Genomic DNA, 22021 nt, shown 5'->3' on the forward strand with positions numbered 1-22021 from the left:
CCGCCGCGCTGTTGGGCGTGTCCTCGGTCACGTCGGCCACCGTCGGCGTGCCGATCACCGCCGCGTCATTGGTGCCGTGGATGGTGAAGCTGACGTCCTTGGTGGTGCCGTCCGCCGCCGTCACCGTGAAGGTGTCGACATGGGTGGCGCCGGCGCCCAGGAACTGCACGGCGGCATTGGCGACCGAGTAGGTGTAGGAGCCGTCCGCCGCAAGCACGAGGCCGCCCAAATTGCCGGCCGCGCCGCTGACGCTGGTCTGGAAGTGAGCCTCGCCGGTGTCGATGTCGCTGATCGAGATCGTGCCCGTCGCGCTCAGCGTCACCGCCGCGCTGTTGGGCGTGTCCTCGGTCACGTCGGCCACCGTCGGCGTGCCGATCACCGCCGCGTCATTGGTGCCGGTGAACTGAATAGTGGCCGTTGCCCAGCTGAGCGTGCCATTGCCGAGCTGAATGGCATAGGTAAGCTTGTCGATGAGGACCTGCCCCGCCCCAAGGGCCTGAATTTTCGAGTCGATACTGGTCTTGTCGTAGTGAATTGTGCCGTCCGTGCTAATCCAGATCCGCGCGCCCAGATAGCTCGTGTCTGCGGTCGCAACAGGCACAGCGGCATCAGTTGAATAAGCGGTGTCACGAATAAGCAGGTCCGCGGGCGCATATGTCTTTGTTGACGTTGTCGCACTGTCTGCGTTGTCGATGGAGTAGAGCTGCTTCGCCGCCCCTCCCAAATCATTGGACAATACGTTCAGGACCAGAGTGCCCGTTGAATCTTCAGAGAAGTAGAAAACATCATTCTGCGCCTGCGGCGTATTGGAGAATGACACAGTTGTCCCGCCGGCACCGGAGATTTGCGTCGTGGCCATTTTCTACCCCCTGCGGACAGACGCTCCCGGCGTCCGCCTTTTGGCCGTCTTGAGACGGCTGACTACCCCATGCCGAATGAATCGGCGCCCAGTCTGATGGGGGGAGGAAATGATTGGAGTGCCATTCAACCAGGCGCAACCCGAGATCCAGTCCGTGAACGGCCAGCCCTAAATGGCGGTTCACCGACAGGCGGTGGCTTAATGATGATGGCTACGACGGCGATGGTCGCCGCGTTGCGTTTCCCCTACCCCAGTAGCGCCGTAGCTCGTTGTTGCCAGTCGGGAGTTAATTCACGCTACCCTATATATTAGGATATTATTAACTCTACCCCACCGCGCGTCAATCTCGAATTCGATAAAGAGTTAATGCCAGCAGGCGTACTTGTACGAACGCAGACAGTCTGGGCAAGCTGCTGGATCTGATATGCCAAAAATCACTAATGGGGCGTTCATAGGTGCGTATCGCACACCCCACATGGGGCTTAGACTTTTGCCCGTCATGAACTGCGGTCCTGCCCCGAGCATACTCCGCTCTGATTTCGTAGCCGCAGTCAGGGCCAGGGAATTTAGGGAGCGCGCGGGACAAAGCCGGATGCAGCGTCTGACACGGCGTCACTTCGGTCAACTTGCACCATGCGCTTGACGAACTCTTAGCGGCGACCGGCGGCAGTCAAGCTGCCTAGCCGCGCCCAGCGAGTTAATGTTCGGGAGCCGAACCAATCCGCGGAAATATTTTGTTATATTTTTGTTGGTTAAGACTGTGCCGAGACTATGGTCAAGTCTCTGGGAACAAAAACAAATTCCTCAACTTAGATTCCGGCTCTGGCACATTAGCTTATAATTGTATTTTTCTTCTCACAAGCCGTCTTCGCACCCACTGGTGGTGCCTTCTGGCCGTTGGTCCCGCTCCGCGGCGATATTGTTGCCGCCACCGCGGATGATTGTCGTTGGAATGGCCCTCCGTTTTCGCAGGCAGTGCTTTCGATCGCGAAAGCCATTTTGAAACTCGCTGCTTTCTCGTCTACCCGCAAGCCGGGCGCCTGTCAGTCGTGCAACGCCGGCTGCGGCTTCGACCGGGAACAAAGCCGTGACACGATTGTTCGGCCCCTGGCCATCGAGCAAAGGAGCCTGAATCATGAGCGCGCGGACACTCGCACCGCTGGCTTTGGCCATGGCGTCGCTCGCCTTTCCGGCCGTCGCGGCCGACAACGCACAGACCTTCGTCGACAAGGCCGCCGTCGGCGGATTGTTCGAGGTGGATTCGAGCAAGCTTGCGCAGGACAGGGCCAAGCAGCAGCAGGTCAAGAATTTTGCCGAGAAGATGATTGCCGATCACGGCGCGGCGAATGACAAGCTGAAAAAGCTCGCCACGGAGCAGAAGCTGCAAGTGCCGGCTAGCCTCGACGCCGCGCATCAAAGCGACCTGGGAAAGCTGCGGAACACCACGACAGGATTTGACCAGCCTTATGTCGAGATGCAACGCAGAGCCCACGCGGATGCGGTGAACCTCTTCCAGTCCTACGCCAAGGATGGCGACAATCCCGGCCTGAAGGCGTTCGCGGCGGAGACCCTGCCGACCCTGAAGATGCATCAGGACATGATCGAGAAAATCGCGGCCGCGAACGCAAGCATGCCGGCGGTCAAGTCGGCATCGACACCCAAACCGCCTGCGCCGGTACCGGGCGCCAACAGTTTCACCGAAGCCCAGGCAAAAGCCCGCATCCAGGACGCCGGATATACCGACATATCCTCGCTCGCCAAGGACGGCCAGGGCATCTGGCGCGGTGAGGCGAAGAAGGACGGCAAAAGTATCTCCGTCGCGCTCGACTATCAGGGCAACGTATTCGTTGGCCAACAGTAATCATGACAGGAGTCACCAAGATGCAAACGATCACCGCGCTGTTCGACGACTATGACGATGCGGCTGATGCCGTGGGCGAGTTGGAATCCATGGGCGTGCCGACATCCGACCTCAGTATCGTCGCAAACAATGCCGATGGCCGGCTTTCCCCTGCGGCCGAAGACGCGGCCAGCGGAGCCGGCATCGGTGCGGTGGTGGGCGGCGCCGGCGGTTTGGCGACCGGTCTCGGCGCGATGGCAATACCTGGCGTCGGTCCAATCGTGGCGGCTGGCTGGCTGGCGGCGACCGCCGCGGGCGCGGCCGCCGGCGCCGTCCTGGGCGGAGCGGCCGGCGGCATCATTGGCAGCCTGACGGATGGCGCCGACGTGTCGGAACGTGATGCCCACGTCTATGCCGAAGGCATCCGCCGAGGCGGCGCGCTGGTCACCGCTCGCGTCGAGGATGACCTCGCTCCGCAGGCGCAAGCAATCCTCCACGGCTCCAGATCCGTGGACGTCGCCGAACGGCGCAACGAATATGAAGCAGACGGCTGGACAGGATTTGACCCGGCGCCCGGCGGTTACCGCCCGCAGAGCAAATAGGAGGCGGCGTGAAACGAGTGCTGTGGCCCCTGATACTGACTGTCGTGGTCCTGCTGGCCTGTTATGCGGCGTTCATCTATGTCGAGCGAGGCTGGCCCACGGCGCCGCTGAAGCGGACGCCCGAGCAGAACCAGGGTGGCAACGCACCGCAGGATACGTCTCCGGCGGCCGGCATAAAAAAGAACCCGCAAGACAGCAGCAAAATGCCAGGCAACCAATGAACGTCACGCGAAACGCGTGAGCCTAATTAAAGCCGATATTTCGGGTCGATTCGTTATTCGCGTTGGACGAATTTGTTGAAACGGCTGGGCAATCCTTCGGCGGTGATGTCCTGGTGCACGAAGGCAAGCCCGTTGCCGTCCAATATCGCGAAGAACTCTTCCCATTCGACGGGCTGCAGATCGTCTTCGCACTCGCCGAAATCTACACGTAGCACAGCGGCCTCGCCCGCTGTGCGCGCGACCGCTGGTCTGCCTTCGCGGGCTTCGATCCAGGCCCGGATCACCTCGTGATTCGTGGTTTTCAACGGCTTCCCGTTCTGTCGCCATCCTGCCGTTTTGCTCGTCGCCGAATGAATATCCAATTCGTTTCCGGCCCTTTCGTTCCCCGAGATCGCTGACGGCAAGGGCGCGGCTTGGTCGCGGCCGACGCAACCAGAACTCCGCGATCGTTTCGCTTATCCGCTTCGGCGCCTCACGCGTTGGGGAGTGACCGACATCAGAGAGAAGCCGACGGTCATAGCCGGCGGTAAAATGGCGCTCCTTCCTTCCGAACTTTTGGCAAGCACGACAAGATCGTCCTCGCCAATGGAGCGGCAGCGCCGGAAGCGAGATGATCTTCGCGGCGATCTGCTTGCGGACCAGTTCTGTGTAGCGCGGATCAGTCTCCGCTTCAGCCCAGAGTGGCTGAAGAACATCTGACGGTCAGTGCAACCTGGCGCTTTCTCACCGCATGGTCGTCTCGCCAGCCTTGCTTCGCCGGGCCTTGGGAGGCACCAGTCGGCCGGCATTGGTCCGCAAGCCTCTGAAGAACTCCTCCAGATATGGCAGCAGTTCGAACAGCAGGATCGTGGTCATGACTGCCGCGATATAGGCAACCGGCAACTGCTGCTGCTTCCAGGCGAGTTCGAAGCGAGCGCTCTCTGGCCCAAACCCGAATAGCGCCAGAAACTGGCCCCAGTGCAACGAAACCACGCCGACGAGGCCCATCAGCGGGATCATCTCCAGGAAGCTGTGCACGTGCTGTTCGATCGGGGTGACCGTACGCGCGGTGGTGGCGTAACGTACGTCCCATATGGCAGTCGCTTCATGGATGAGAAAAGCGATCATCATCACGGCGATGATCAGGGCGTCGATCTCCAAGAACATCGCCGCGAGCAAAGGAATGCCGACCTCCGCGAACATCAGCAGATGGATCAGGGATTCCTTTGCTCCGGTCGTAGATTCGATATGCGTCGCGCGATGGCAGAGCCAGTCGGCGAATCCAGCGATCAGCCAGACGGGCAACACGAAATACATCAGAATGAGCACCATCGGATCGTTCAGCATGAAGCTGCGCTCCGCCCCTGGCCTGTTTGCGCTGTTATTCGTTTCATGAAGTACTCATGCGATCTCCCTTTTTGCCTGGACTCGCCGCAGCCGAATTTTCGCGCCGGCAATGGCCGCGGGTCAGATTGCTGCATTGAGGTTCGAGCGCCGCTGGCGACTGTCACAACAATCGCCGATCGATAGGGTTCAATCAGCGCACAAAACGACTTCTCAGCCAGGCAAGAAAGCGATTGCTGGTGATGATCCTGCGGACGCGCTGAGCAGCCCAGCCGGCCTGCATGGTCGCGCCGGCATGGCAGCTGCAGACGATTTCATGCAGTTGCCAATCGGCGAGTTCAAAGAAACGTCTGGCTTCCCCGTAGGTGTCGGATTGCAAGCCCGATGCCCTGAGCAGCGGGTCCTCAAAGGCAACGGTAAGGGGGGATCCTGCCGCCCGGGCTTCTTCGCGCATCCCTGGATAAAGATACTCGGTGCCGGTGAGCGCAGCCAGAGAACGCAACGGATTGCGGTCAAGGAGTTCTGCCCACCTCTCTATCTTCTCAGTGCGTGTCGCAAGCGGCACGAGCGGATTGATGTCAGCGACTGAGTGCAATTGGTCGAGCGTTTGGTGTTTCATAACAAGCTCCCATCTATTCTTCTGTGACCGGTTTACTCCCGAGAGATCGGCGGGCCCGCGCGCAACGGACCAGGACGCGGGCCATCAGTTTGCCACCCGATCTTCGGCAGACGTCCAGCAACGGAGCCTGCACGGCATCGAACTGGCCGCCGCCCCGAATGTTCCGAAGGAAGCCCTATCCGCGTTTTTGGGCGCGCCGTCGCCTGCAATGGCGGAGTGTCGAATGGCTGGAGCAATTCTAGGAAAAGCGTGAGCCGTTTTCCGTCCGGATTGGATCTCAAGCTCGAACTTGATTCTCGATCACCTGGTTCGCAAGCTTGACCAAATCCAGGATCGGCGCCGGTTTTGACAGATATGGCGTGTCGTGAAAGACAGACGCCTGAAATTCCGGATCGTAGCCAGAGTGTACAATGAAGGACACGCCCAGCGCCTTGAGACGACTGGCGGCAATACCGCGCTGCCCATCCAGCAGTTGTATATCTATAATGGCCAAATCCGGCGTGTGGTCGGCGAGCCAGATTTCAGCGGCCCGCTCTGAGGCGACGCAGGCCACGTCGAATCCGCTGTCCATCAATCCATTCGCCACGTCCGAAGCGATCAGATCCTCGTCTTCCACGATCAATGCTAAGGGTCCCGTGGCCTCAACAAGGCGCCGGCCGGCTTGTTCCCAAGAAATAAGGGGGCAGAGCCGGCTCTCCGGAGGGGGCACCCAGGTGCTCGCTAGCCGTTCCGACGTCGGCCCTTGAGGCTTTTCCGGGCGGGGAAGCGCAGGACGTTTTCCTGCGGCGCTCCGTCGATATTGCCGAGTGGATTGGGACCGGCCTGGACCAGCCCACCGTTTCCGGGTTGGCGGAGCACGACCACTTCAGGCTCGGCCGAAGCAAGGCCTGATCCGAGCAGGCGGGCAAACTCGGGGTGCAGCCCGTCGCCTCTGGGAGCTGCCAGCGTGTCCAGCGGTAGGAAGGGAAGCATGCTATGACCTTTCTTCGGCTATGCAGCCCGCAGTCCTCATTCCGCCGCCGCTTTTTCGCGCCTTGCCTCATCGAAGTCGACCGACGACACTATCTTGCCGCTTGCGTCCCTGACCCGGACGGCCCAGCCCTCCTGCCCGCCTTCGGTCGCCATGTCGTCCAGCAGATCGATTGCCGAGCGCAACGCCTCGTCATGCGCGACCTCCAGGCTTGCCAATTCCACGCCCTCGAGCTGTCGCACGCTGCCGTTGTCGCGATATTCGAATGTGAACGGACCGTCCGGCTTGGTCGAGGTGGCAGGTCTGGCGGGATGGCTGTCCTGCTGGATTGAGGGCCCTCCGAATTGTCGAAGACCGCACACTGAGCCATCATACCTTTGGCGCGGCCGACAAGAGCGGCTTTATCGAGCCTCAATCGCGGATCGGATACCGGCATCGTGATGGCGATCTTTTCACCGCCTTCGCCAAGGAACTCGACGATCATGCCGTCGGGTCCAGCATGTACTTCGGTTCCTAGAACCTGCATCGCCGCCTCGTCATCTTCACTTGATGAAGATTAAAGCTGGCCCAATCGGAAAAGTTCCGGCTCTGTTCAAGCTTGCCGCGTCAATGTTCGGCAAGCCGGAGAAGATGGTCTCCAGCGGCGCTTCTCATCGCCTCTTGCGTCACAGCTTCAGGCGGGAACAGCAAGGCCGGACGGATGTTTGGTTGTGAAGGAGATGTCCATGACCCCACCGACCAAGCGAACAGCGGCGGAGGAACGAGGCGAGATCCAGGCGGGTATGAACCAGGACAAGACACCCGGCTTCGATCCGGCAGCCGCGCCCCTGGAAACGGATGCGGAGGCCAGTGGCAACGCCAATCCGGCCCGTCCCGCTGCACTGCATGAACCGAAACTCACCAACCAGGCGAGCTTCGCGAACGCAATGCGGCGCCCTGAGAACGCGCCCGGCCTTCAGCCGGCCAGGACGGCACCTGTGCTGGTGATTGCGGCGCTCGTGATCCTGGCGGTCGTCGCGTTCCTGTTTGCCGCGCTGCTCCGATAACTGCCGCTTGATCCTGACGTGCAATGAACCCGGTCTCCTGCTCAGGAACATCCTTCCTGGACGCGAGTTTGTAGCTCTGTAGCTCAAGGAGGCGATTCGGATGTCAAAACTGAGAAGACTTCTTCGCCATCTGTGGCGGCGCAGAATGCAACCGGCGGCAGATCCATCACCGGTCGATGCGATCGTGCGGCTGTTGCGTGAAACGGAGGATCGGCGAGTGCATGGCGACAAAGGATGAGCTTCTCCCCTGTTCGTCCGCCGCCTGGTGAACAGACCGCCGGGCAAGGTGGATACGCCTGCAACAGCGAATGACTTTGGAGCGACCGTGACTACGCGGAAGATCGACAAGGGCAGAGGTGAGCAAACGTCTGCTGCGGCGCGCCAACTGCTCGAAACCGAACGGCTGGAACGGCAGGCAAAGACGGCTCGGCTGCGTGAACAGCGCCTGGCCGCAACGACGGCGACGACGGCGGCAAAGTCGGCCCCTGGCGCCGCAAAGCCTAAGTCGGCACCAAAAAAGAAACGAAAAATCGTCGATATCAGCTAGGGCGCGGCGCTGCTCGGCACCGCTGCAGGGAATCCTGCAAGTTCAGCAAGGCAGCCCGGCCACGCTGTCTCCTAGGTTGGAGTTCCTGGGCAGGCCTGGAATGCCGCTGTCCCGGCGGAGGATCTCATTCGTCGGCAGCCGAGCCCTCCGGGCCGCTCTCGAGCTCGTCATACATATGCTCGTGGACGATGCCGAGGATCTGCAGCCTCACCTCCTCGCGCGCATCCGGCTGGATGAACGGCATAAGAAGATCGACCGTTTCTGCGACACGCCGGGGCAGATCGGCGCTCGGATCGGTCAGATAGCTGCCATGCGCATAGATGTTTTCGGTCAGCTTCTTGTTCAGGTCGGAAAAGAGCCCCATGGCAATCACTCCACGCCGACGCGCAACCACCGGACCTGAAAATGGTTCCGTCGTGCATTTGCCGCCAACGGCTGTTGCGACGGAACGGATAACGACGTTGGCGGTCAAGCGTTGCGGCTGCGCTGGACGAATTTGTTGAACCGGCTCTTTCCTCCGCTTCCGGCCTTGTCCTGATAAAGGAAGGCGAGGTCGTTCTCATCGAAGATGCGGAAGAACTCATCCCACTCGATGGGCTCGAGCGCTTCCTCCGGATCGCCGAAGTCGATGCGCAGGATGCCGCCCTCGCCTTTGGTGCGAACAACGGCGGGATGCCCATCCCGCTCCTCCACCCACTTACGGATGTCGTCGTGATTGGTGGTCGTCTTGGCCTCGGACATGGCTTTTCCTTTCTCGCCCTGGGACTCATGCCCCTAACAGCGCCCAGAGATCAAAGTTCCCATTTTGCGCGGCCCGGCCTGCAACCGCGAAGCGAACTTTGTTGAAGCAAGGAACAAACCTTTTGTCCCGCAGTTCGGAAGCCCAACGCCTAATCCGCAAGGAGTTCTCGTGAAACGTATACTGGTTACGGGGGGGTGCGGTTTTATCGGCCGGCATGTCACCCAGGAACTCATCGAACATGGCTATGAAGTGCGCATCCTGGACGCGCTCTTGGACCAGGTGCATGGCCGCGAAGCCATCAGCATTCCCGCCGGCGCCGCGCTGACCAAGGGCGATGTGTGTGACCGGGCGATGATGGCCGAAGCGGTTTCGGATGCTGATGCCGTAATCCACCTCGCCGCCGAAGTCGGCGTCGGCCAATCCATGTACGAGATCGCCCGTTACGTCGGTACCAACGATCTCGGCACCGCCACGCTGCTTGAGGCATTGATCAAAAAACCGGTCGAACGGATCGTTGTCGCGTCATCGATGAGCATCTACGGCGAGGGGCTGTACCAGACTTCGGACGGCAAGCGCGTCGACAATGCCCGCCGCAGACCAAGCGATGTCAGAACCGGCCAGTGGGACCTTTTGTCGGCCGCGGGCGAAGCACTGTCGCCTATTCCCACCGACGAAGAGAAGCGGCCTGATCTCGCCTCGATCTACGCGCTGACCAAATATGCCCAGGAGCGCGCAGTGCTGATCTTCGGCCAGGCCTACAATGTGGATGCCGTGGCCTTGCGGCTGTTCAACGTCTTCGGCGCCGGACAGGCACTCGCCAATCCCTACACCGGCGTGCTCGCCAACTTCGCCGCTCGCCTTGCCAACGGCAAGCGGCCGATGGTGTTCGAGGATGGCAAGCAAAAGCGTGACTTCGTCCATGTGCGCGACGTGGCCCGGGCTTTCCGCCTGGCGCTGGAGCAACGACAGGCAGCCGGCCACGCCATCAATATCGGCAGCGGGCGCGCCTACACCATCACCGAGGTCGCCCGCCTGCTTGCCGAGGCGATGGGCGTTCCGAAGCGGCCACCCGAGATTCTCGGGAAGGCGCGCGCCGGAGACATCCGCAACTGCTTCGCCGACATCGGCAAAGCCCGTGAACTGCTCGGCTTCGAGCCAAGCCACAGGCTGGAGAACTCGCTCGGTGAATTCGCGGCCTGGGTTCGCAACAGTGTCGCCGTCGACCGCGGCGCAGACATGAAGCGCGAGCTTGAAGAGCGAGGGCTGGTGTCATGAGCCAACGGCATCGCACCCTTCGCAAAGCGCCGGTGGCGATCGTCGGCGGCAGCGGCTTCATAGGCTCAAATCTGGCCGATAGTCTGTTGTCGGATGGGAAACCGGTGCTTGTCGTCGACAATTTCAGCCGTCCCGGCGTCGAGCAGAACCTCGAATGGCTGCAGCGCAAGCATGGCAGCCATCTCAGCGTTGAAACCGTGGACATACGCGATCAAGGCAGGGTGGCTTCGGCGTTGGCGCCGGCAAAGGCGATCTTCCATCTGGCCGCCCAGACCGCCGTAACCACGAGCCTGCTCGATCCCGCGAAAGACCTCGAGATCAATCTGAAAGGCACGTTCAACGTGCTCGAAGCTGCTCGCCGGGCGGGTGCACCGGTGGTTTTCGCCAGCACCAACAAGGTCTATGGCAGCCTGCCCCAGATTGCGGTGCGCGAAGCCGATGATCGCTACGAGCCCGCCGATGATGCCATTCGCGCCAATGGTGTGGGCGAGACGATTGGGCTGGACTTCTGCACGCCATACGGCTGCTCAAAGGGCGCGGCGGACCAGTATGTCCTCGACTATGCCAAGTCCTATGGCCTGCCGACGGCGGTGTTACGCATGAGCTGCATTTACGGGCCCCGCCAATTCGGCACCGAGGACCAGGGCTGGGTCGCGCATTTCCTGCTGAGCGCGCTCAGCGGCCGGCCCATCACAATCTACGGCGACGGCAAACAGGTGCGCGACATCCTGCACGTATCCGACGCGGTTGCCGCCTATCGCGCCGTGCTGGCCAGGATCGAGGACTTCAAGGGCCAGGCGTTCAACCTCGGCGGCGGGCCGCGCAACGCCGTCAGCCTGCGCACGCTGCTGTCGGAGATCGCCGCCATGACCGGCCGCGACATCGCGCTCCGTCACGAGCTCGCACGCACCGGCGATCAGCCCTTCTTTGTCGCCGACACCCGCAAGATAGAAGCCGCTCTCGGCTGGCAGGCGCATGTCCCGTGGCGTGAAGGTGTCCGCGACCTGGCCAGTTGGCTGCTGCGGCACCGCCTCCAGCCACTCCCGGAAGCCGAGAGGTACGTCGCATGAAGGTCGCGCTGGTAAACCCGCACTGGACCTATGAGCACAGCATCTATTTCGGCTGCCGACAGCCGCATCTGCCGCTGGAGCTTGGATACTGCAAGGCCCTGCTCGAAGCCAATCAGCACGAGGTGCTGATGCTGGACGGTCAGTTGCAGGATCTCGATAACGCGGTCCTTGCCGAGCGCGCGGCGGCGTTCGGGCCGGATATGACCGTGGTGACGACCGCGCCGACCTACCTGTTCTGGCGCTGCGCGCCGCCGGAACTGCGTGTGCCGGCAGAGTTCCTGAACCACCTTGCCGGGCGCGGAGGCCGCACCGTCGCTGTTGGGCCGCATGGCTCGGCGACGCCGGCTCCCACCTTGCGCAAGCTAGGTGTCGATATCGTCGTGCGCGGTGAATGCGAGGAGGTGGTGGCGGAACTCGCGCAGCAAAGCGACTGGAGCAAGGTGGCGCACACCGCTCGTCTCCAAAACGATTTTCCAATGTTCAATGGCGGCGTGCATGCCAGCCAGTTCGTCGATCATCCTGCGCTCGCCTGGCCGTCCGAATGGATCGCGGCGCACGGCCATCATCATCACCGCTTCGACGCCGACCAGAGGGGCGCCGGCGCGGAGGTCGAGGCGTCCCGAGGCTGCCCCTACAATTGCAGCTTCTGCGCCAAGATCGACTTTCGCGATGCGTATCGGCGCAGGAACCATGATGCGGTCATCGCCGAGATAGACGGCCTGATCGCTCAGGGCGTCGGCTACATCTATTTCATCGACGAGATCTTCCTGCCGCAGAAGGCGCTGCTCGAGGCGTTGATCAGCCGCAACGTCCAGTTCGGCGTGCAGACGCGCATCGATCTTTGGAAACCGGAGCTGCTGGAATTGCTGGGTGCGGCCGGCTGTGTCTCGATCGAAGCAGGCCTCGAAAGCCTGACCGTCGAAGGCCGCGAGATGCTGGCCAAGCGCTGCCGGCTGGGCACCGAGGAACTGGCCGCGCTGCTGGTCGACGCCCGCCGGCACGTTCCCTTCGTCCAGGCCAATCTGATCGGCGTGGTCGAGGATGACCCTGCGCTGGTGGACTATTGGCGCAAGCATCTCATCGACAACGGCGTCTGGGCCAACGAGCCGGTGCCGCTCTATCCCTATCCAAGCTCGCCGAGCTACCGCGAGCTATGGGGCGAGCCCGATGATTTTGCCTGGGAGCGAGCGCATGAGCACTACCTCGCCTCGTTCCGGACGTTCAGCGACATCCAGGACCAGCGTCCGCGCGCACTCGCCGAGTTGGAGTCCTCATGCTGCAACCATTGATCCATCGTCCAAGGCGCATCCTGATGACCACCGACGCCGTCGGTGGGGTCTGGCGCTATTCGCTCGATCTGGCACGGGCGCTGGCTACCGGTGGCGACAGCATCATGATGGCCGGCCTGGGGCCTCGACCGTCGGCGGAGCAGGCCCGGGAGGTGCAGTCCTTCGCTACGCTCGCTTGGCTCGAAACCCCACCGGACTGGATGACGCGCGATGAGAGCGCTCTCGACCGGTTTCCTGGCGAGTTGCAGGCGCTTGCAACGGCCTTTGCCGCCGACCTTGTTCATCTCAACGCCCCGGCGCAAGCAGCCAGGATCGATCTGCCCTGCCCTGTCGTGGCTGTCTCACATTCCTGCGTCGTGACCTGGCTGCATGCCGTGCGCAATCAGGTCGCGGCGGGTGACTGGGCCTGGCAGAAGGATCGCAACAGGGCCGGCTTCGACCGTGCCGAAGCGGTCATCGCGCCCAGTCGAAGCCACGCCGATATCATCGAGGCCTGCTATGGACCGATCTCGCGCCTGAGCATCGTCCCTAACGGCGCCTTGCCCGGCCCGCGCGCATCGCGCCGCGAGCCGTTCGTCTTCGCCGCGGCCCGCTGGTGGGACGAGGGCAAGAACGCAACGGTGCTCGATGCGGCGGCTGCGACTGCCGAATGGCCGGTCTATGCCGCCGGTCCGCTCGACGGGACGGATGGACAACGGGCCAGCCTCGATCATTGCGTCTCGCTCGGCCCGGTCGGCCATGCCGAGGCACGCCGGTTGATGGCTCGGGCCGGCATTTTCGTTTCACCATCGATCTACGAGCCTTTCGGGCTCGCCGCCTTGGAGGCCGCGCTCTCTGGCGCGCCATTGGTGCTCGCCGACATTGCGACCTATCGTGAGATCTGGGACGGCGCGGCGGCATTCTTCGACGTGCATGATTCCGGTGCGCTCGCCCGATGCATCGCCCAACTCGTCGGCGACGCGGAGCTGCGAGATCAACTCGGCCGGCGTGCCGCTCGCCGCGCGCGCCGGTACTCGCTGCAGGCCCAGGCAGCGGCGATGCGCGACATCTATGATCGGGCGGCGATGGCCGTCACGGAGCGCTGACGATGCGGTTCGTGTTCTACACCCATTCCATCGTTTCCGACTGGAACCATGGCAACGCGCATTTCCAGCGCGGCGTCATGCGGGAACTTATCGCGCGCGGACATCACGCATTTGCGCTGGAGCCCGCGGACGGGTGGAGCCGTTCGAACCTGTTGGCCGAGAAAGGCCCCTTCGCAGTCGAACGGTTCCGGAGGGATTTTCCCGAGCTGATACCGGTGACTTATGACGCTTCGTTCAATCACGAAGCGTGGCTTGCGGACGCCGACGCGGTGATCGTGCATGAATGGACGGATCCGGGCCTCGTCGCTCGCATCGGGCGCGCGAAGCTCAATGGCGGCAATTTCACGCTCCTGTTCCACGACACGCACCACCGTGCCGTGTCTGCGACCCAGTCGATCTCAGCGCTGAACCTCGAATACTATGATGGGGTTTTGGTGTTCGGAGAAACGCTGCGCGAAAGCTATCTTCGCGCCGGCTGGGGCAAGCGGGCCTTTACCTGGCACGAAGCGGCGGACGACCGGCTGTTCAAGCCCCAACCCGATATCGATCCCTCGTCGGACCTGGTCTGGGTCGGCAACTGGGGTGATGACGAGCGCAGTGCCGAAATTCGGGAGTTCCTCATTGGGCCGGCACGCGAGCTCGGCCTGTCGGGTACGGTTCACGGCGTTCGCTATCCAGCAGAGGCAAAGGCCGCGCTCGCCGAAGCCGGACTGCGCCACGAGGGTTGGATCGCCAACGCCGACGTTCCGAAAGCGTTCGCGCAGCATCGCCTCACTATGCACATCCCGCGCCGGCCTTACCGTGAACACCTGCTCGGCATTCCCACGATCCGCATGTTCGAGGCATTGGCCAGCGGCATTCCGCTGATCTCGGCGCCTTGGTCCGACATTGAAGGGCTGTTCCGTCCCGGCAAGGATTTTCTGTTTGCCCGCGACGAGGCCGAGATGCGGCAGCACCTGCGGGACGTGTTGCATGACACCGGGCTTGCGAGGGCGTTGGCGGCATCCGGGCTGGAAACCATTCTCGCGCGGCACACATGCCGTCGCCGCGTCGATGAGCTCTTCGACATACTCGCCGCGTGCGGCAACCGCCACGCAGTCGAAGGAACGCCTGCAAGGGAGGCTGCTGCATGAAAATCGCGTTTTACGGATCCAGCTTGCTATCGTCGTATTGGAACGGTGCGGCTACCTACTATCGGGGCCTGCTCAAGGCGCTTTCGCATCGCGGTTACGATATCGTCTTTTATGAACCGGACGCCTTCGACCGGCAGAAGCATAGAGACATCGAGGCTCCCGATTGGTGCGATGTCGTCGTCTATGAGGCGACGCCGGATGCGCTGAAGCAGGCTGCATCCCGCGCCGCGCAGGCCGACATCGTGGTCAAGGCAAGCGGGGTCGGCTTCGAAGACGAAGCCCTGTTGCGCGCCCTGATTGACCACGCACGCAGCGACGCGCTGACGGTGTTCTGGGACGTCGACGCCCCGGCGACGCTCGCCGATCTGCGCAACAACCCTGATCATCCTCTTCACGAAGAGCTGAAGAAGATCCGCCTCGTGCTCACCTATGGCGGCGGCGATCCCGTCATATGGGAGTATCGCGCGTTTGGCGCAGCAGAATGCATTCCAATCTACAATGCGCTCGACCCCGAGACACATCACCCCGTCGCCGAGGATTCACGCTTCCCCTGCGATCTCGCCTTTCTCGGCAATCGCCTGCCGGACCGCGAGACGCGGGTCGAGTCGTTCTTTCTCGAACCCGCTTGCACCTTGGCCGATCAGCGTTTCCTGCTCGGCGGGTCGGGTTGGGGCGACAAGCCGCTGCCCCCGAATGTTTCCTGGCTCGGGCATGTCGGCACGCGAGATCACAACGCCTTCAATGTCACGCCAAAGGCTGTGCTGAACATCAGTCGCGACAGCATGGCCAGCAACGGCTTTTCGCCAGCCACGCGAGTGTTCGAGGCGGCTGGCGCCGGCGCGTGCCTCATCACAGATGCCTGGGAAGGCATCGAGTTGTTCCTGACGCCGGGAGAGGAAATCCTGGTCGCGCGGGACGGTGCCGATGTCGCCGAGATTATGCGCACGCTTACGCCGCCGCGAGCGAAGGCAATCGGCGCGGCAGCGCTTCGGCGCGTCCTTGCCGAACATACCTACACAATGCGAGCTGAACTGGTCGACACCATCTTCAAGGCGCATTTCGAACACCGGACCGTGGAGGCCGCGGAATGACACTCGACATTGTTTTCCTCGGCCTTTCGTTGTCCTCTTCCTGGGGCAACGGCCACGCGACGACGTTTCGGGGTCTGCTGCGCGCGCTCGACAAGCTCGGTCATCGCGTCACTTTCCTCGAACGCGACGTGCCCTGGTATGCGCATCACCGCGATCTGCGCGAGGCCGACTTCTGCGAGTTGCGCTACTACGACACGGTCGACGACCTCCGACGCAAGCATCACCGCGAGCTTCAGCGGGCCGACGTCGTGGTGATCGGTTCCTTCGTACCGGAAGGCAGGGCCGTCATCGACGAGGTCGCAGCGCTGTGCACCGGGCAATTCTGCTTTTACGACATCGACACGCCGATCACGCTGGCAAGGGTCGCCGAGAATGATTGCGACTATCTGGCCCGCCGGCAGATTCCATATTTCGACGTCTATTTTTCCTTTACCGGCGGGCCGACCCTCGAACGACTGAGATCCGAATTCGGCGCGCGCCGGGCCGAACCGCTCTATTGTTCCGTCGACCCGGAGCAGCATCATCGAAACCGAAATGCCATCGAATGGGATTTAGGCTATCTCGGCACCTACAGTCCGGATCGGCAGCAGACCCTGGAAGCACTTCTGCTCGAGCCCGCGCGCCGGCTCCCGGACAGACGCTTCGTCGTTGCAGGCTCGCAATACCCGCACGAAATCGCCTGGCCCGGCAACATCGAGCGGATCGAGCATTTGCCGCCTGCCGAGCATGCCAGCTTCTACAGCCGGCAGCGCTACACGCTCAACGTGACGCGCACCTCGATGATCGCGGCAGGATGGTCTCCCAGCGTGCGGCTTTTCGAAGCTGCGGCGTGCAAGACGCCGATCATCAGCGACCGCTGGCCAGGCCTGGACAGTTTCTTTCCCCGATCGGCGATCCAGACGGCCGGCAGCGCCGATGACGTGACGGCCATCCTTCTCGGGCAGTCGGAGCGCGCAAGGCTCAACATGGCCAGGCAGGCCCATTCGCTGGTCCTGGCAAGACACACCGGGGCTGCTCGGGCGCGCGAGTTCACATCCGTGCTTACGCAATCAAAGCAGATACGTCCGGTGCTCGATCTGGACGTTGAAAGTGCAGCATGACAGGCAGACAGGAGAACATAGAGATGCGGCGTTCAAGAAAGGCCCACCAGACACCGACGGTGCTTGTCGCCGGCGGTGCCGGTTTCCTCGGTTCGCATCTATGCGAGGCCCTGTTTGAGGACGGCTATCGCGTGATCTGCATCGACAACTTTCTCACCGGCCGAATGGAGAACATCAAGTCGCTTGTCGGCCAGCCGCGCTTCCGGCTGATCGAGCAGGATATCTGCAGCCCGCTCACGCTGGGTGAGCCGGTCGATCGTATTTTCAACCTGGCATGCGCTGCGTCGCCGCCCCGCTACCAGGCCGATCCGATCCACACGACGCGCACCTGCGTGATCGGAACGCTCAATTTGCTCGAGCTCGCCGTTAGCGACGGGGCGCGGTTCCTGCAAGCTTCCACGAGCGAAGTCTATGGAGATCCCGAACAGCATCCGCAGCGCGAGGACTATCTCGGCCATGTGAACTGCACCGGCCCGCGCGCCTGCTACGACGAAGGCAAGCGCACGGCAGAGACGCTTTGCTTCGACTATCTGCGCGCCGACATGGCCGACGTCCGCGTGGCGCGTATCTTCAATACTTATGGCCCGAGAATGGATCCTGCCGACGGCCGTATCGTCTCCAATCTGGTCATGCAGGCACTGGAAAAGCGGCCACTGACGATATTCGGCGACGGACGACAGACTCGATCCTTCTGCTACGTCACCGATCTGGTCCAAGGGTTGCTGCGACTCATGGACATCGACCCAAATCCGCGCCAGCCGCTCAATCTTGGCAATCCGGGGGAATTCACCGTCCTCGAACTGGCCGACTTGGTGAGGGAACTGACCAGGACCCGGTCACCCATGAAATTCTTGCCGTTGCCTGAAGATGATCCGCGCCGGCGCCGCCCCGACATAACCCGTGCGAAGGCGCTTCTTGGCTGGTCACCCAAAGTACCGCTCCGGCAAGGCTTGCTGCGGACGATCGCTCACTTTGCCGATCGTGACGAAAGCGCCATGGTGCCTGGGGTTGGCGCGATCAACAAATCGGGCGCAGTTGGATTTGAGGCTGGCGATCCTGAGGACCCGGATGGTTCCCGCGCTCTTGTCGCCGAGGCGGAACATCCGACGAAGATTCTGGTTGGGCCTGATAAGAGGCATGGAGAACGCAGTGGTGCAGCCGAAGCGATCAACCAGGGACATCGACCAGATGGCGGCCGCGGAAACCGCCGCCTTCCTGCGACGAGCCTCCATCACGTATCTCGAATGTTGCGTCAGCCTGATGATGACGCATCTTCAACGCGAGGAAGTCGCCAGCATCCTCGAGCAGGAAGCTGACATGCTGCGCAAGCTGGACTGAGCCTCAAATGACGTAAGCAACTCAGTCGCAGGTCCGAGCATCAACTCACCAGCAAGGGGAACCGACATGAGTCTTGGAACAATCCTCATCATCATACTCATCCTGTTGCTGATCGGTGCGATCCCGGCCTGGCCATATTCGTCAGGCTGGGGCTATGGTCCTTCGGGCGTGGTCGGCGTCATACTCGTCATCCTGGTCATCATGGCTCTCATGGGCCGCATTTGACGCGATGTGCCCAAGACCGTGCAGGATCGTATCAGAACCTCAGCAGCCAATAGAGCACAGCGTAAAGGGGGAACCATGAGAGCACGACGAAATACCAGTAGAAAGCATTGTCCTCGGCATCGCTGAAGCGTTTGCCTGTTCCGTGCCGCGTGAACATCAGCACGGTCAGGACCAGCGTGTCGGCGACGTCAGTCAGCACATGCACGCCATGCAGGCCGAGAAGGAGCCAGACAAAGGAGCCATACGCATTGTCGCTCCAGCGTACCGGCAGAGCCGAGAATTCCATGATGCGCAGTCCGATAAGCACCAGCCCAATCGCGCTCATGATCAGCAGCAGCAGACGGACGGAGCGCAAGCTCTCCCGCATCGCTGCTCGCTTGATCAGGAAATTCGGCAGCGCGCTGAGGACAAGGACCAGCGTGAAGAGCGCCGACCAGAGCATGCTCAAAGGCACCGCGTCCTTCGCCCAGTCCTTGTTGGTGACGGCCAGGTAGAGATAGCCGCCGATGCCGAGGGCGAAGCCAGTTCCCTCCAGCAGGCAGAACGAGAAGGTCCCCCACCAGGGAGTGACACGCGAACCGAAGGCATAGGTCGGCAACCCTGAGACATCGATGACGCTGCGAGCCATCTAGACATTCTCCTCGATGGTTTTCGGCCAGAACCAGGCGACCAGCAGGATGGCGACGACGGGCGAACCCCAAGTGATCGCCCAGGGCGAGTAGATCGAGCCGATGAACGCGGCGGCTGTGGCAAGCGCCGCCAGAAAGGGCCAGATCGAGGGCGCCGGCGATTCCTCGCGAATGTCAGGCCGGGCCTCCGTGAGGCTCGTCACGACCAGTTCGCGCTCATCAACCTTGAGGCCGCCGACCACCGCCTTGTCGTCGCCCTGATCCCATAGCGGCGAGGCGCTTGTGACGCACGGAATGCGATCGAAATTCTGCGGCTGGGGCGGCGAACTGGTCGCCCACTCCAACGTGTCGGCGCCCCAGGGATTGTCGCCGGCAAGGGCGCCCGAGCGGGCGCTGGCAATCATGTTGTAGAGCATGAGCAGAAAGCTTGCGAAGAACAGCAGCGCGCCGGCGCTGGCGAGCAGGTTGAGCCCGCCCCAGCCCGTCTCCGCGGGATAGGTGTAGACCCTGCGCGGCATGCCGTGCAGACCGAGCAGGTGCATCGGAAAAAACGTGATGTTGAAACCAGTGAAGGCGAGGAAGAACTGCCATTTGCCGAGCCGCTCATCCATGAGCCGGCCCGTCACTTTCGGGAACCAGTAGTAGACGGCCGCGACAAGCGGAAAGACGGTGCCGCCTATAAGCACGTAGTGGAAATGGGCGACGACGAAATAGGTGTCGTGCACCTGCGTATCGATCGGCACCGACGCCAGCATCACACCCGAGAGCCCGCCGGCGACAAAGATGAAGAAGAAACCGAGCACGAAGATCAACGGCGTCTTGAGCACCGGCTTGCCGTCCCACAGCGTTGCGATCCAGCAGAATATCTGGACCCCGTTCGGAATGGCTATAGCCATGCTGGAGGCGGTGAAGAATGCGGCACCAATTTCAGGCAGGCCGGTCACGAACATGTGGTGAACCCACAAGCCAAAGGACAAAAAGCCGATCGCGATCAGCGACAGCACCATCGGCAAATAGCCGAAGACCGGTCGCCGGGAGAATGTCGCCACGATCGCCGACACGAAAGCGGTTCCGGGCAGGAAGATGATGTAGACTTCGGGGTGACCAAAGAACCAGAAAAGGTGCTGCCAAAGCAGCGGATCGCCGCCCGCGTCCGGATTGAAAAACTGCGTGCCGACCAGCCGCTCCATGATCAGCATAGACGAGGCGAGCATGATCGCCGGCATGGCGAAGATGATGATGAAGGAATGGACGAGCATCGTCCACACGAAGAGTGGAATGCGGTCGAGCGTCATGCCCGGCGCGCGCTGCTTCAGGATTGTGACGACGATCTCCACCGAGACTGCGAGCGCTGCGACTTCGGTGAAAGTGATCATCTGCGCCCAATAGTCCGGCCCCTTGCCTGGGGTGAAATTCAGATTTGCGAGGGGCACATAGGAGAACCAGCCGACATCAGGGCGGATGCTCAACGCGAAACCGCCCCACAGCATCAGGCCGCCGAACAGATAGACGTAGTAGGAGAAGGCATTGAGGCGCGGAAAGGCGATGTTGCGGGTGCCGACCATGAGCGGCACCAGATAGACGGCGAACGCCTCGCCGACCGGCACCCCGAACAGGAACATCATCGTTGTGCCATGCATGGTGAAAAGCTGGTTGTAGAGCTCGGCGTCGACGAGGTGGCTGTCCGGCCGCGCGAGCTGCAGCCGCATCATGATCGCCATGATGCCGCCGGCCAACAGGAAGACGAAGGCGGTGACGGCATAGCGGATGCCGATGATCTTGTGATCGACTGTCGAGAGAATGCCTATCAGACCACGCGCCGAGCCCCAGGTCTTGCTCAGCCTTACGCGCAGTTCCTCGTCACCCAGATCGGTGTCACGGGTCTCGTGACGTTCTTCGACCGCCGGGCTCATTGCGAACGCTCCGAAAGGGCGGCGAATGGAGACGACGCCGCGGAAGCAAAGACATTTTGCTTCGCAAGGTGAGCCATCGGCCTTGCCGGCGCGGCTTGCTTTGCGCGCCAGCGTTCGAATTCGCCCGGCTCCAGCGCCACCACGAAGATCGCCATATGCGCATGCTGCTGGCCGCAGAATTCGGCACATTGGCCGCGGTACACGCCGGGCTTATCCGCTTGGATACGGAGCTCATTGCTTTTGCCTGGAATGAGATCAAGCTTGCCGGCAAGGCTCGGTATCCAGAACGAGTGGATCACGTCACCCGTGGTGAGCTTGATGTCGACCGCGCTGCCTACCGGAATGCGAATCTCGTTTGCCGTCTCGAAACCGTTGTTTCCTTCGTAGCGGACCTGCCACCACCATTGGTGCCCTATGACTGATATTGTTATGGCCGCCCCGGCCCCGTCCCCAAAAACCGCCCTTTGTCCGTCGAAGCTGAGCACGGCCAGGCCCGAGAGAATGATGACGGTCGATGCCAGCATCGCAGCAAAGGCGATACGCACCGGCCGTTTGACGACTGGACCCGCTTGCGCCGGTTCGCCGCGACTGTCTCGCCGGCGTGTCAGCGCGAAGAACAAGCCGGCCATGGTGACCAGCCAGACCAGTCCGAGCACGGCCGTGAAGATCCAGAACAGAACGGCCAGAGCGTCGGCCCGCTCGCCGTGCGGATCGAGGGCCGACTGCACACCGGCGCAGCCAGAGGCGAGAGCGGATCCGCCGGCGGCAGCCATGAAGCTGGCCAACGCCCGCCAATTGGGGGCTCTTCGAAACAGAGAAAACACAGCATCCGGAACTCGCCGGTCCCGTTCCGTGTTGAGGGCTTCGTAGAGTGCCGAAGAGGCTGAGCCGTGAGTCTGAACCGCGATACCAGGATTTTTCGCGAACCCGGATTCTTCGTTGCGACACTCCTCGCCTTCTGCCTGATCGGCGGCGTTCTTCTGTTCTGCGGCATCTACGCGCCATAGCTGCGACAGGGGGCCGGGCCAGGCTGCAGTCCCGAAATTCCATGTCTCGTGAGGCCACCGGAACTGCATTCAGCCTGGTTCACCCGCAAGGATGCTT

General features: G+C 62.0%; 25 protein-coding genes and 1 pseudogene. 14 read left to right on the forward strand and 12 right to left on the reverse strand.

The window, feature by feature from the left end; translation table 11 throughout:
* Window positions 1-859, reverse strand: an 859-nt coding sequence (locus tag LB528_RS07780) for a VCBS domain-containing protein (protein WP_224714424.1), incomplete at its 3' end; no start/stop codon positions are given.
* A 1135-nt stretch (window positions 860-1994) separates the two neighbouring features.
* Here LB528_RS07780 and LB528_RS07785 point away from each other — a divergent pair.
* Genes LB528_RS07785 through LB528_RS07795 form a run of 3 tightly spaced genes read left to right on the forward strand, consistent with a single transcriptional unit; the run spans window position 1995 to window position 3522 of the window.
* The gene (locus tag LB528_RS07785; RefSeq protein ID WP_224714425.1) at window positions 1995-2720 is read left to right on the forward strand and encodes a DUF4142 domain-containing protein; all 726 of its coding nucleotides are present in this window, start codon (window positions 1995-1997) and stop codon (window positions 2718-2720) included.
* 20 nt (window positions 2721-2740) lie between these two features.
* Window positions 2741-3301 (forward strand): hypothetical protein, encoded by a 561-nt coding sequence (locus LB528_RS07790; protein WP_224512690.1) that lies wholly within the window; start codon window positions 2741-2743, stop codon window positions 3299-3301.
* A gap of 8 nt (window positions 3302-3309) precedes the next feature.
* Entirely contained in the window at window positions 3310-3522 is a 213-nt protein-coding gene (locus LB528_RS07795) for a hypothetical protein (RefSeq protein WP_224512693.1), read from the forward strand.
* A 53-nt stretch (window positions 3523-3575) separates the two neighbouring features.
* On the opposite strand, the gene LB528_RS07800 is transcribed toward LB528_RS07795, so the two are convergent.
* The 6 genes from LB528_RS07800 to LB528_RS07825 form a co-directional block, all read right to left on the reverse strand.
* Window positions 3576-3878, reverse strand: coding sequence for a hypothetical protein (locus LB528_RS07800; RefSeq protein WP_224714536.1), 303 nt, complete (start codon window positions 3876-3878; stop codon window positions 3576-3578).
* 367 nt (window positions 3879-4245) lie between these two features.
* A complete protein-coding gene (locus LB528_RS07805) occupies window positions 4246-4848 on the reverse strand; it encodes a diguanylate cyclase (RefSeq protein WP_224512696.1) in 603 nt (200 codons plus the stop codon).
* A gap of 190 nt (window positions 4849-5038) precedes the next feature.
* The gene (locus LB528_RS07810) at window positions 5039-5464 is read right to left on the reverse strand and encodes a hypothetical protein (RefSeq protein ID WP_224512699.1); all 426 of its coding nucleotides are present in this window, start codon (window positions 5462-5464) and stop codon (window positions 5039-5041) included.
* Between the two features lie 277 nt (window positions 5465-5741).
* Window positions 5742-6080 (reverse strand): hypothetical protein, encoded by a 339-nt coding sequence (locus LB528_RS07815; RefSeq protein WP_411962123.1) that lies wholly within the window; start codon window positions 6078-6080, stop codon window positions 5742-5744.
* 104 nt (window positions 6081-6184) lie between these two features.
* Complete coding sequence (locus LB528_RS07820; protein ID WP_224512703.1) at window positions 6185-6436, reverse strand: hypothetical protein; 252 nt, start codon at window positions 6434-6436, stop codon at window positions 6185-6187.
* A 36-nt stretch (window positions 6437-6472) separates the two neighbouring features.
* Window positions 6473-6796, reverse strand: coding sequence for a DUF6894 family protein (locus LB528_RS07825; protein ID WP_224512706.1), 324 nt, complete (start codon window positions 6794-6796; stop codon window positions 6473-6475).
* A 363-nt stretch (window positions 6797-7159) separates the two neighbouring features.
* On the opposite strand from LB528_RS07825, the gene LB528_RS07830 reads away from it, so the two are divergent.
* The gene (locus LB528_RS07830; RefSeq protein ID WP_224512708.1) at window positions 7160-7480 is read left to right on the forward strand and encodes a hypothetical protein; all 321 of its coding nucleotides are present in this window, start codon (window positions 7160-7162) and stop codon (window positions 7478-7480) included.
* Window positions 7481-7805: 325 nt separating this feature from the next.
* Entirely contained in the window at window positions 7806-8027 is a 222-nt protein-coding gene (locus tag LB528_RS07835; protein ID WP_224512710.1) for a hypothetical protein, read from the forward strand.
* Between the two features lie 124 nt (window positions 8028-8151).
* Here the strand turns inward: LB528_RS07835 and LB528_RS07840 are convergent, their stop codons facing one another.
* Both LB528_RS07840 and LB528_RS07845 read right to left on the reverse strand, forming a co-directional pair.
* The gene (locus LB528_RS07840; protein ID WP_224512712.1) at window positions 8152-8391 is read right to left on the reverse strand and encodes a hypothetical protein; all 240 of its coding nucleotides are present in this window, start codon (window positions 8389-8391) and stop codon (window positions 8152-8154) included.
* A gap of 104 nt (window positions 8392-8495) precedes the next feature.
* Window positions 8496-8768 carry a hypothetical protein gene (locus tag LB528_RS07845; RefSeq protein WP_224512714.1) on the reverse strand — a complete coding sequence of 91 codons (273 nt, stop codon included), beginning with the start codon at window positions 8766-8768 and terminating at the stop codon, window positions 8496-8498.
* 169 nt (window positions 8769-8937) lie between these two features.
* Here LB528_RS07845 and LB528_RS07850 point away from each other — a divergent pair, with 169 nt between their 5' ends.
* From LB528_RS07850 to LB528_RS07890, 9 genes and pseudogenes are all read left to right on the forward strand, one after another.
* On the forward strand, window positions 8938-10044 hold the full coding sequence (locus LB528_RS07850; protein ID WP_224512716.1) for an NAD-dependent epimerase/dehydratase family protein: 1107 nt from the start codon (window positions 8938-8940) through the stop codon (window positions 10042-10044).
* Window positions 10041-11114 carry an NAD-dependent epimerase/dehydratase family protein gene (locus LB528_RS07855; RefSeq protein ID WP_224512718.1) on the forward strand — a complete coding sequence of 358 codons (1074 nt, stop codon included), beginning with the start codon at window positions 10041-10043 and terminating at the stop codon, window positions 11112-11114. The genes LB528_RS07850 and LB528_RS07855 overlap by 4 nt, the downstream gene beginning before the upstream one ends.
* A complete protein-coding gene (locus LB528_RS07860) occupies window positions 11111-12403 on the forward strand; it encodes a TIGR04295 family B12-binding domain-containing radical SAM protein (RefSeq protein WP_224512720.1) in 1293 nt (430 codons plus the stop codon). The genes LB528_RS07855 and LB528_RS07860 overlap by 4 nt, the downstream gene beginning before the upstream one ends.
* Before the next feature lie 23 nt (window positions 12404-12426).
* A complete protein-coding gene (locus LB528_RS07865; RefSeq protein WP_318012281.1) occupies window positions 12427-13488 on the forward strand; it encodes a glycosyltransferase family 4 protein in 1062 nt (353 codons plus the stop codon).
* 2 nt (window positions 13489-13490) lie between these two features.
* Window positions 13491-14621 carry a glycosyltransferase gene (locus LB528_RS07870; RefSeq protein WP_224714428.1) on the forward strand — a complete coding sequence of 377 codons (1131 nt, stop codon included), beginning with the start codon at window positions 13491-13493 and terminating at the stop codon, window positions 14619-14621.
* Window positions 14618-15712 carry a glycosyltransferase gene (locus LB528_RS07875; RefSeq protein ID WP_224714429.1) on the forward strand — a complete coding sequence of 365 codons (1095 nt, stop codon included), beginning with the start codon at window positions 14618-14620 and terminating at the stop codon, window positions 15710-15712. The genes LB528_RS07870 and LB528_RS07875 overlap by 4 nt, the downstream gene beginning before the upstream one ends.
* A complete protein-coding gene (locus LB528_RS07880; RefSeq protein ID WP_224714430.1) occupies window positions 15709-16812 on the forward strand; it encodes a glycosyltransferase in 1104 nt (367 codons plus the stop codon). The genes LB528_RS07875 and LB528_RS07880 overlap by 4 nt, the downstream gene beginning before the upstream one ends.
* Window positions 16813-16835: 23 nt before the next feature.
* Window positions 16836-17789 (forward strand): annotated as a pseudogene (locus LB528_RS07885) (UDP-glucuronic acid decarboxylase family protein); the annotation flags it as partial.
* A 427-nt stretch (window positions 17790-18216) separates the two neighbouring features.
* Entirely contained in the window at window positions 18217-18375 is a 159-nt protein-coding gene (locus LB528_RS07890) for a DUF3309 family protein (protein WP_224512729.1), read from the forward strand.
* 31 nt (window positions 18376-18406) lie between these two features.
* On the opposite strand, the gene LB528_RS07895 is transcribed toward LB528_RS07890, so the two are convergent.
* Genes LB528_RS07895 through coxB form a run of 3 tightly spaced genes read right to left on the reverse strand, consistent with a single transcriptional unit; the run spans window position 18407 to window position 21993 of the window.
* A complete protein-coding gene (locus tag LB528_RS07895; RefSeq protein ID WP_224714431.1) occupies window positions 18407-19003 on the reverse strand; it encodes a heme-copper oxidase subunit III in 597 nt (198 codons plus the stop codon).
* Window positions 19004-20917: a cytochrome c oxidase subunit I gene (gene ctaD / locus LB528_RS07900; RefSeq protein WP_224714432.1), complete on the reverse strand. Its 1914-nt coding sequence runs from the start codon at window positions 20915-20917 to the stop codon at window positions 19004-19006. It abuts the gene before it with no gap.
* Window positions 20914-21993 carry a cytochrome c oxidase subunit II gene (gene coxB, locus LB528_RS07905; protein WP_224714433.1) on the reverse strand — a complete coding sequence of 360 codons (1080 nt, stop codon included), beginning with the start codon at window positions 21991-21993 and terminating at the stop codon, window positions 20914-20916. Before coxB ends, ctaD begins: the two co-directional genes overlap by 4 nt.
* Between the last annotated feature and the right edge of the window lie 28 nt (window positions 21994-22021).

The sequence above is a fragment of the Mesorhizobium sp. CA4 genome, assembly GCF_020165075.1.
Classification (GTDB): Bacteria; Pseudomonadota; Alphaproteobacteria; order Rhizobiales; family Rhizobiaceae; genus Mesorhizobium.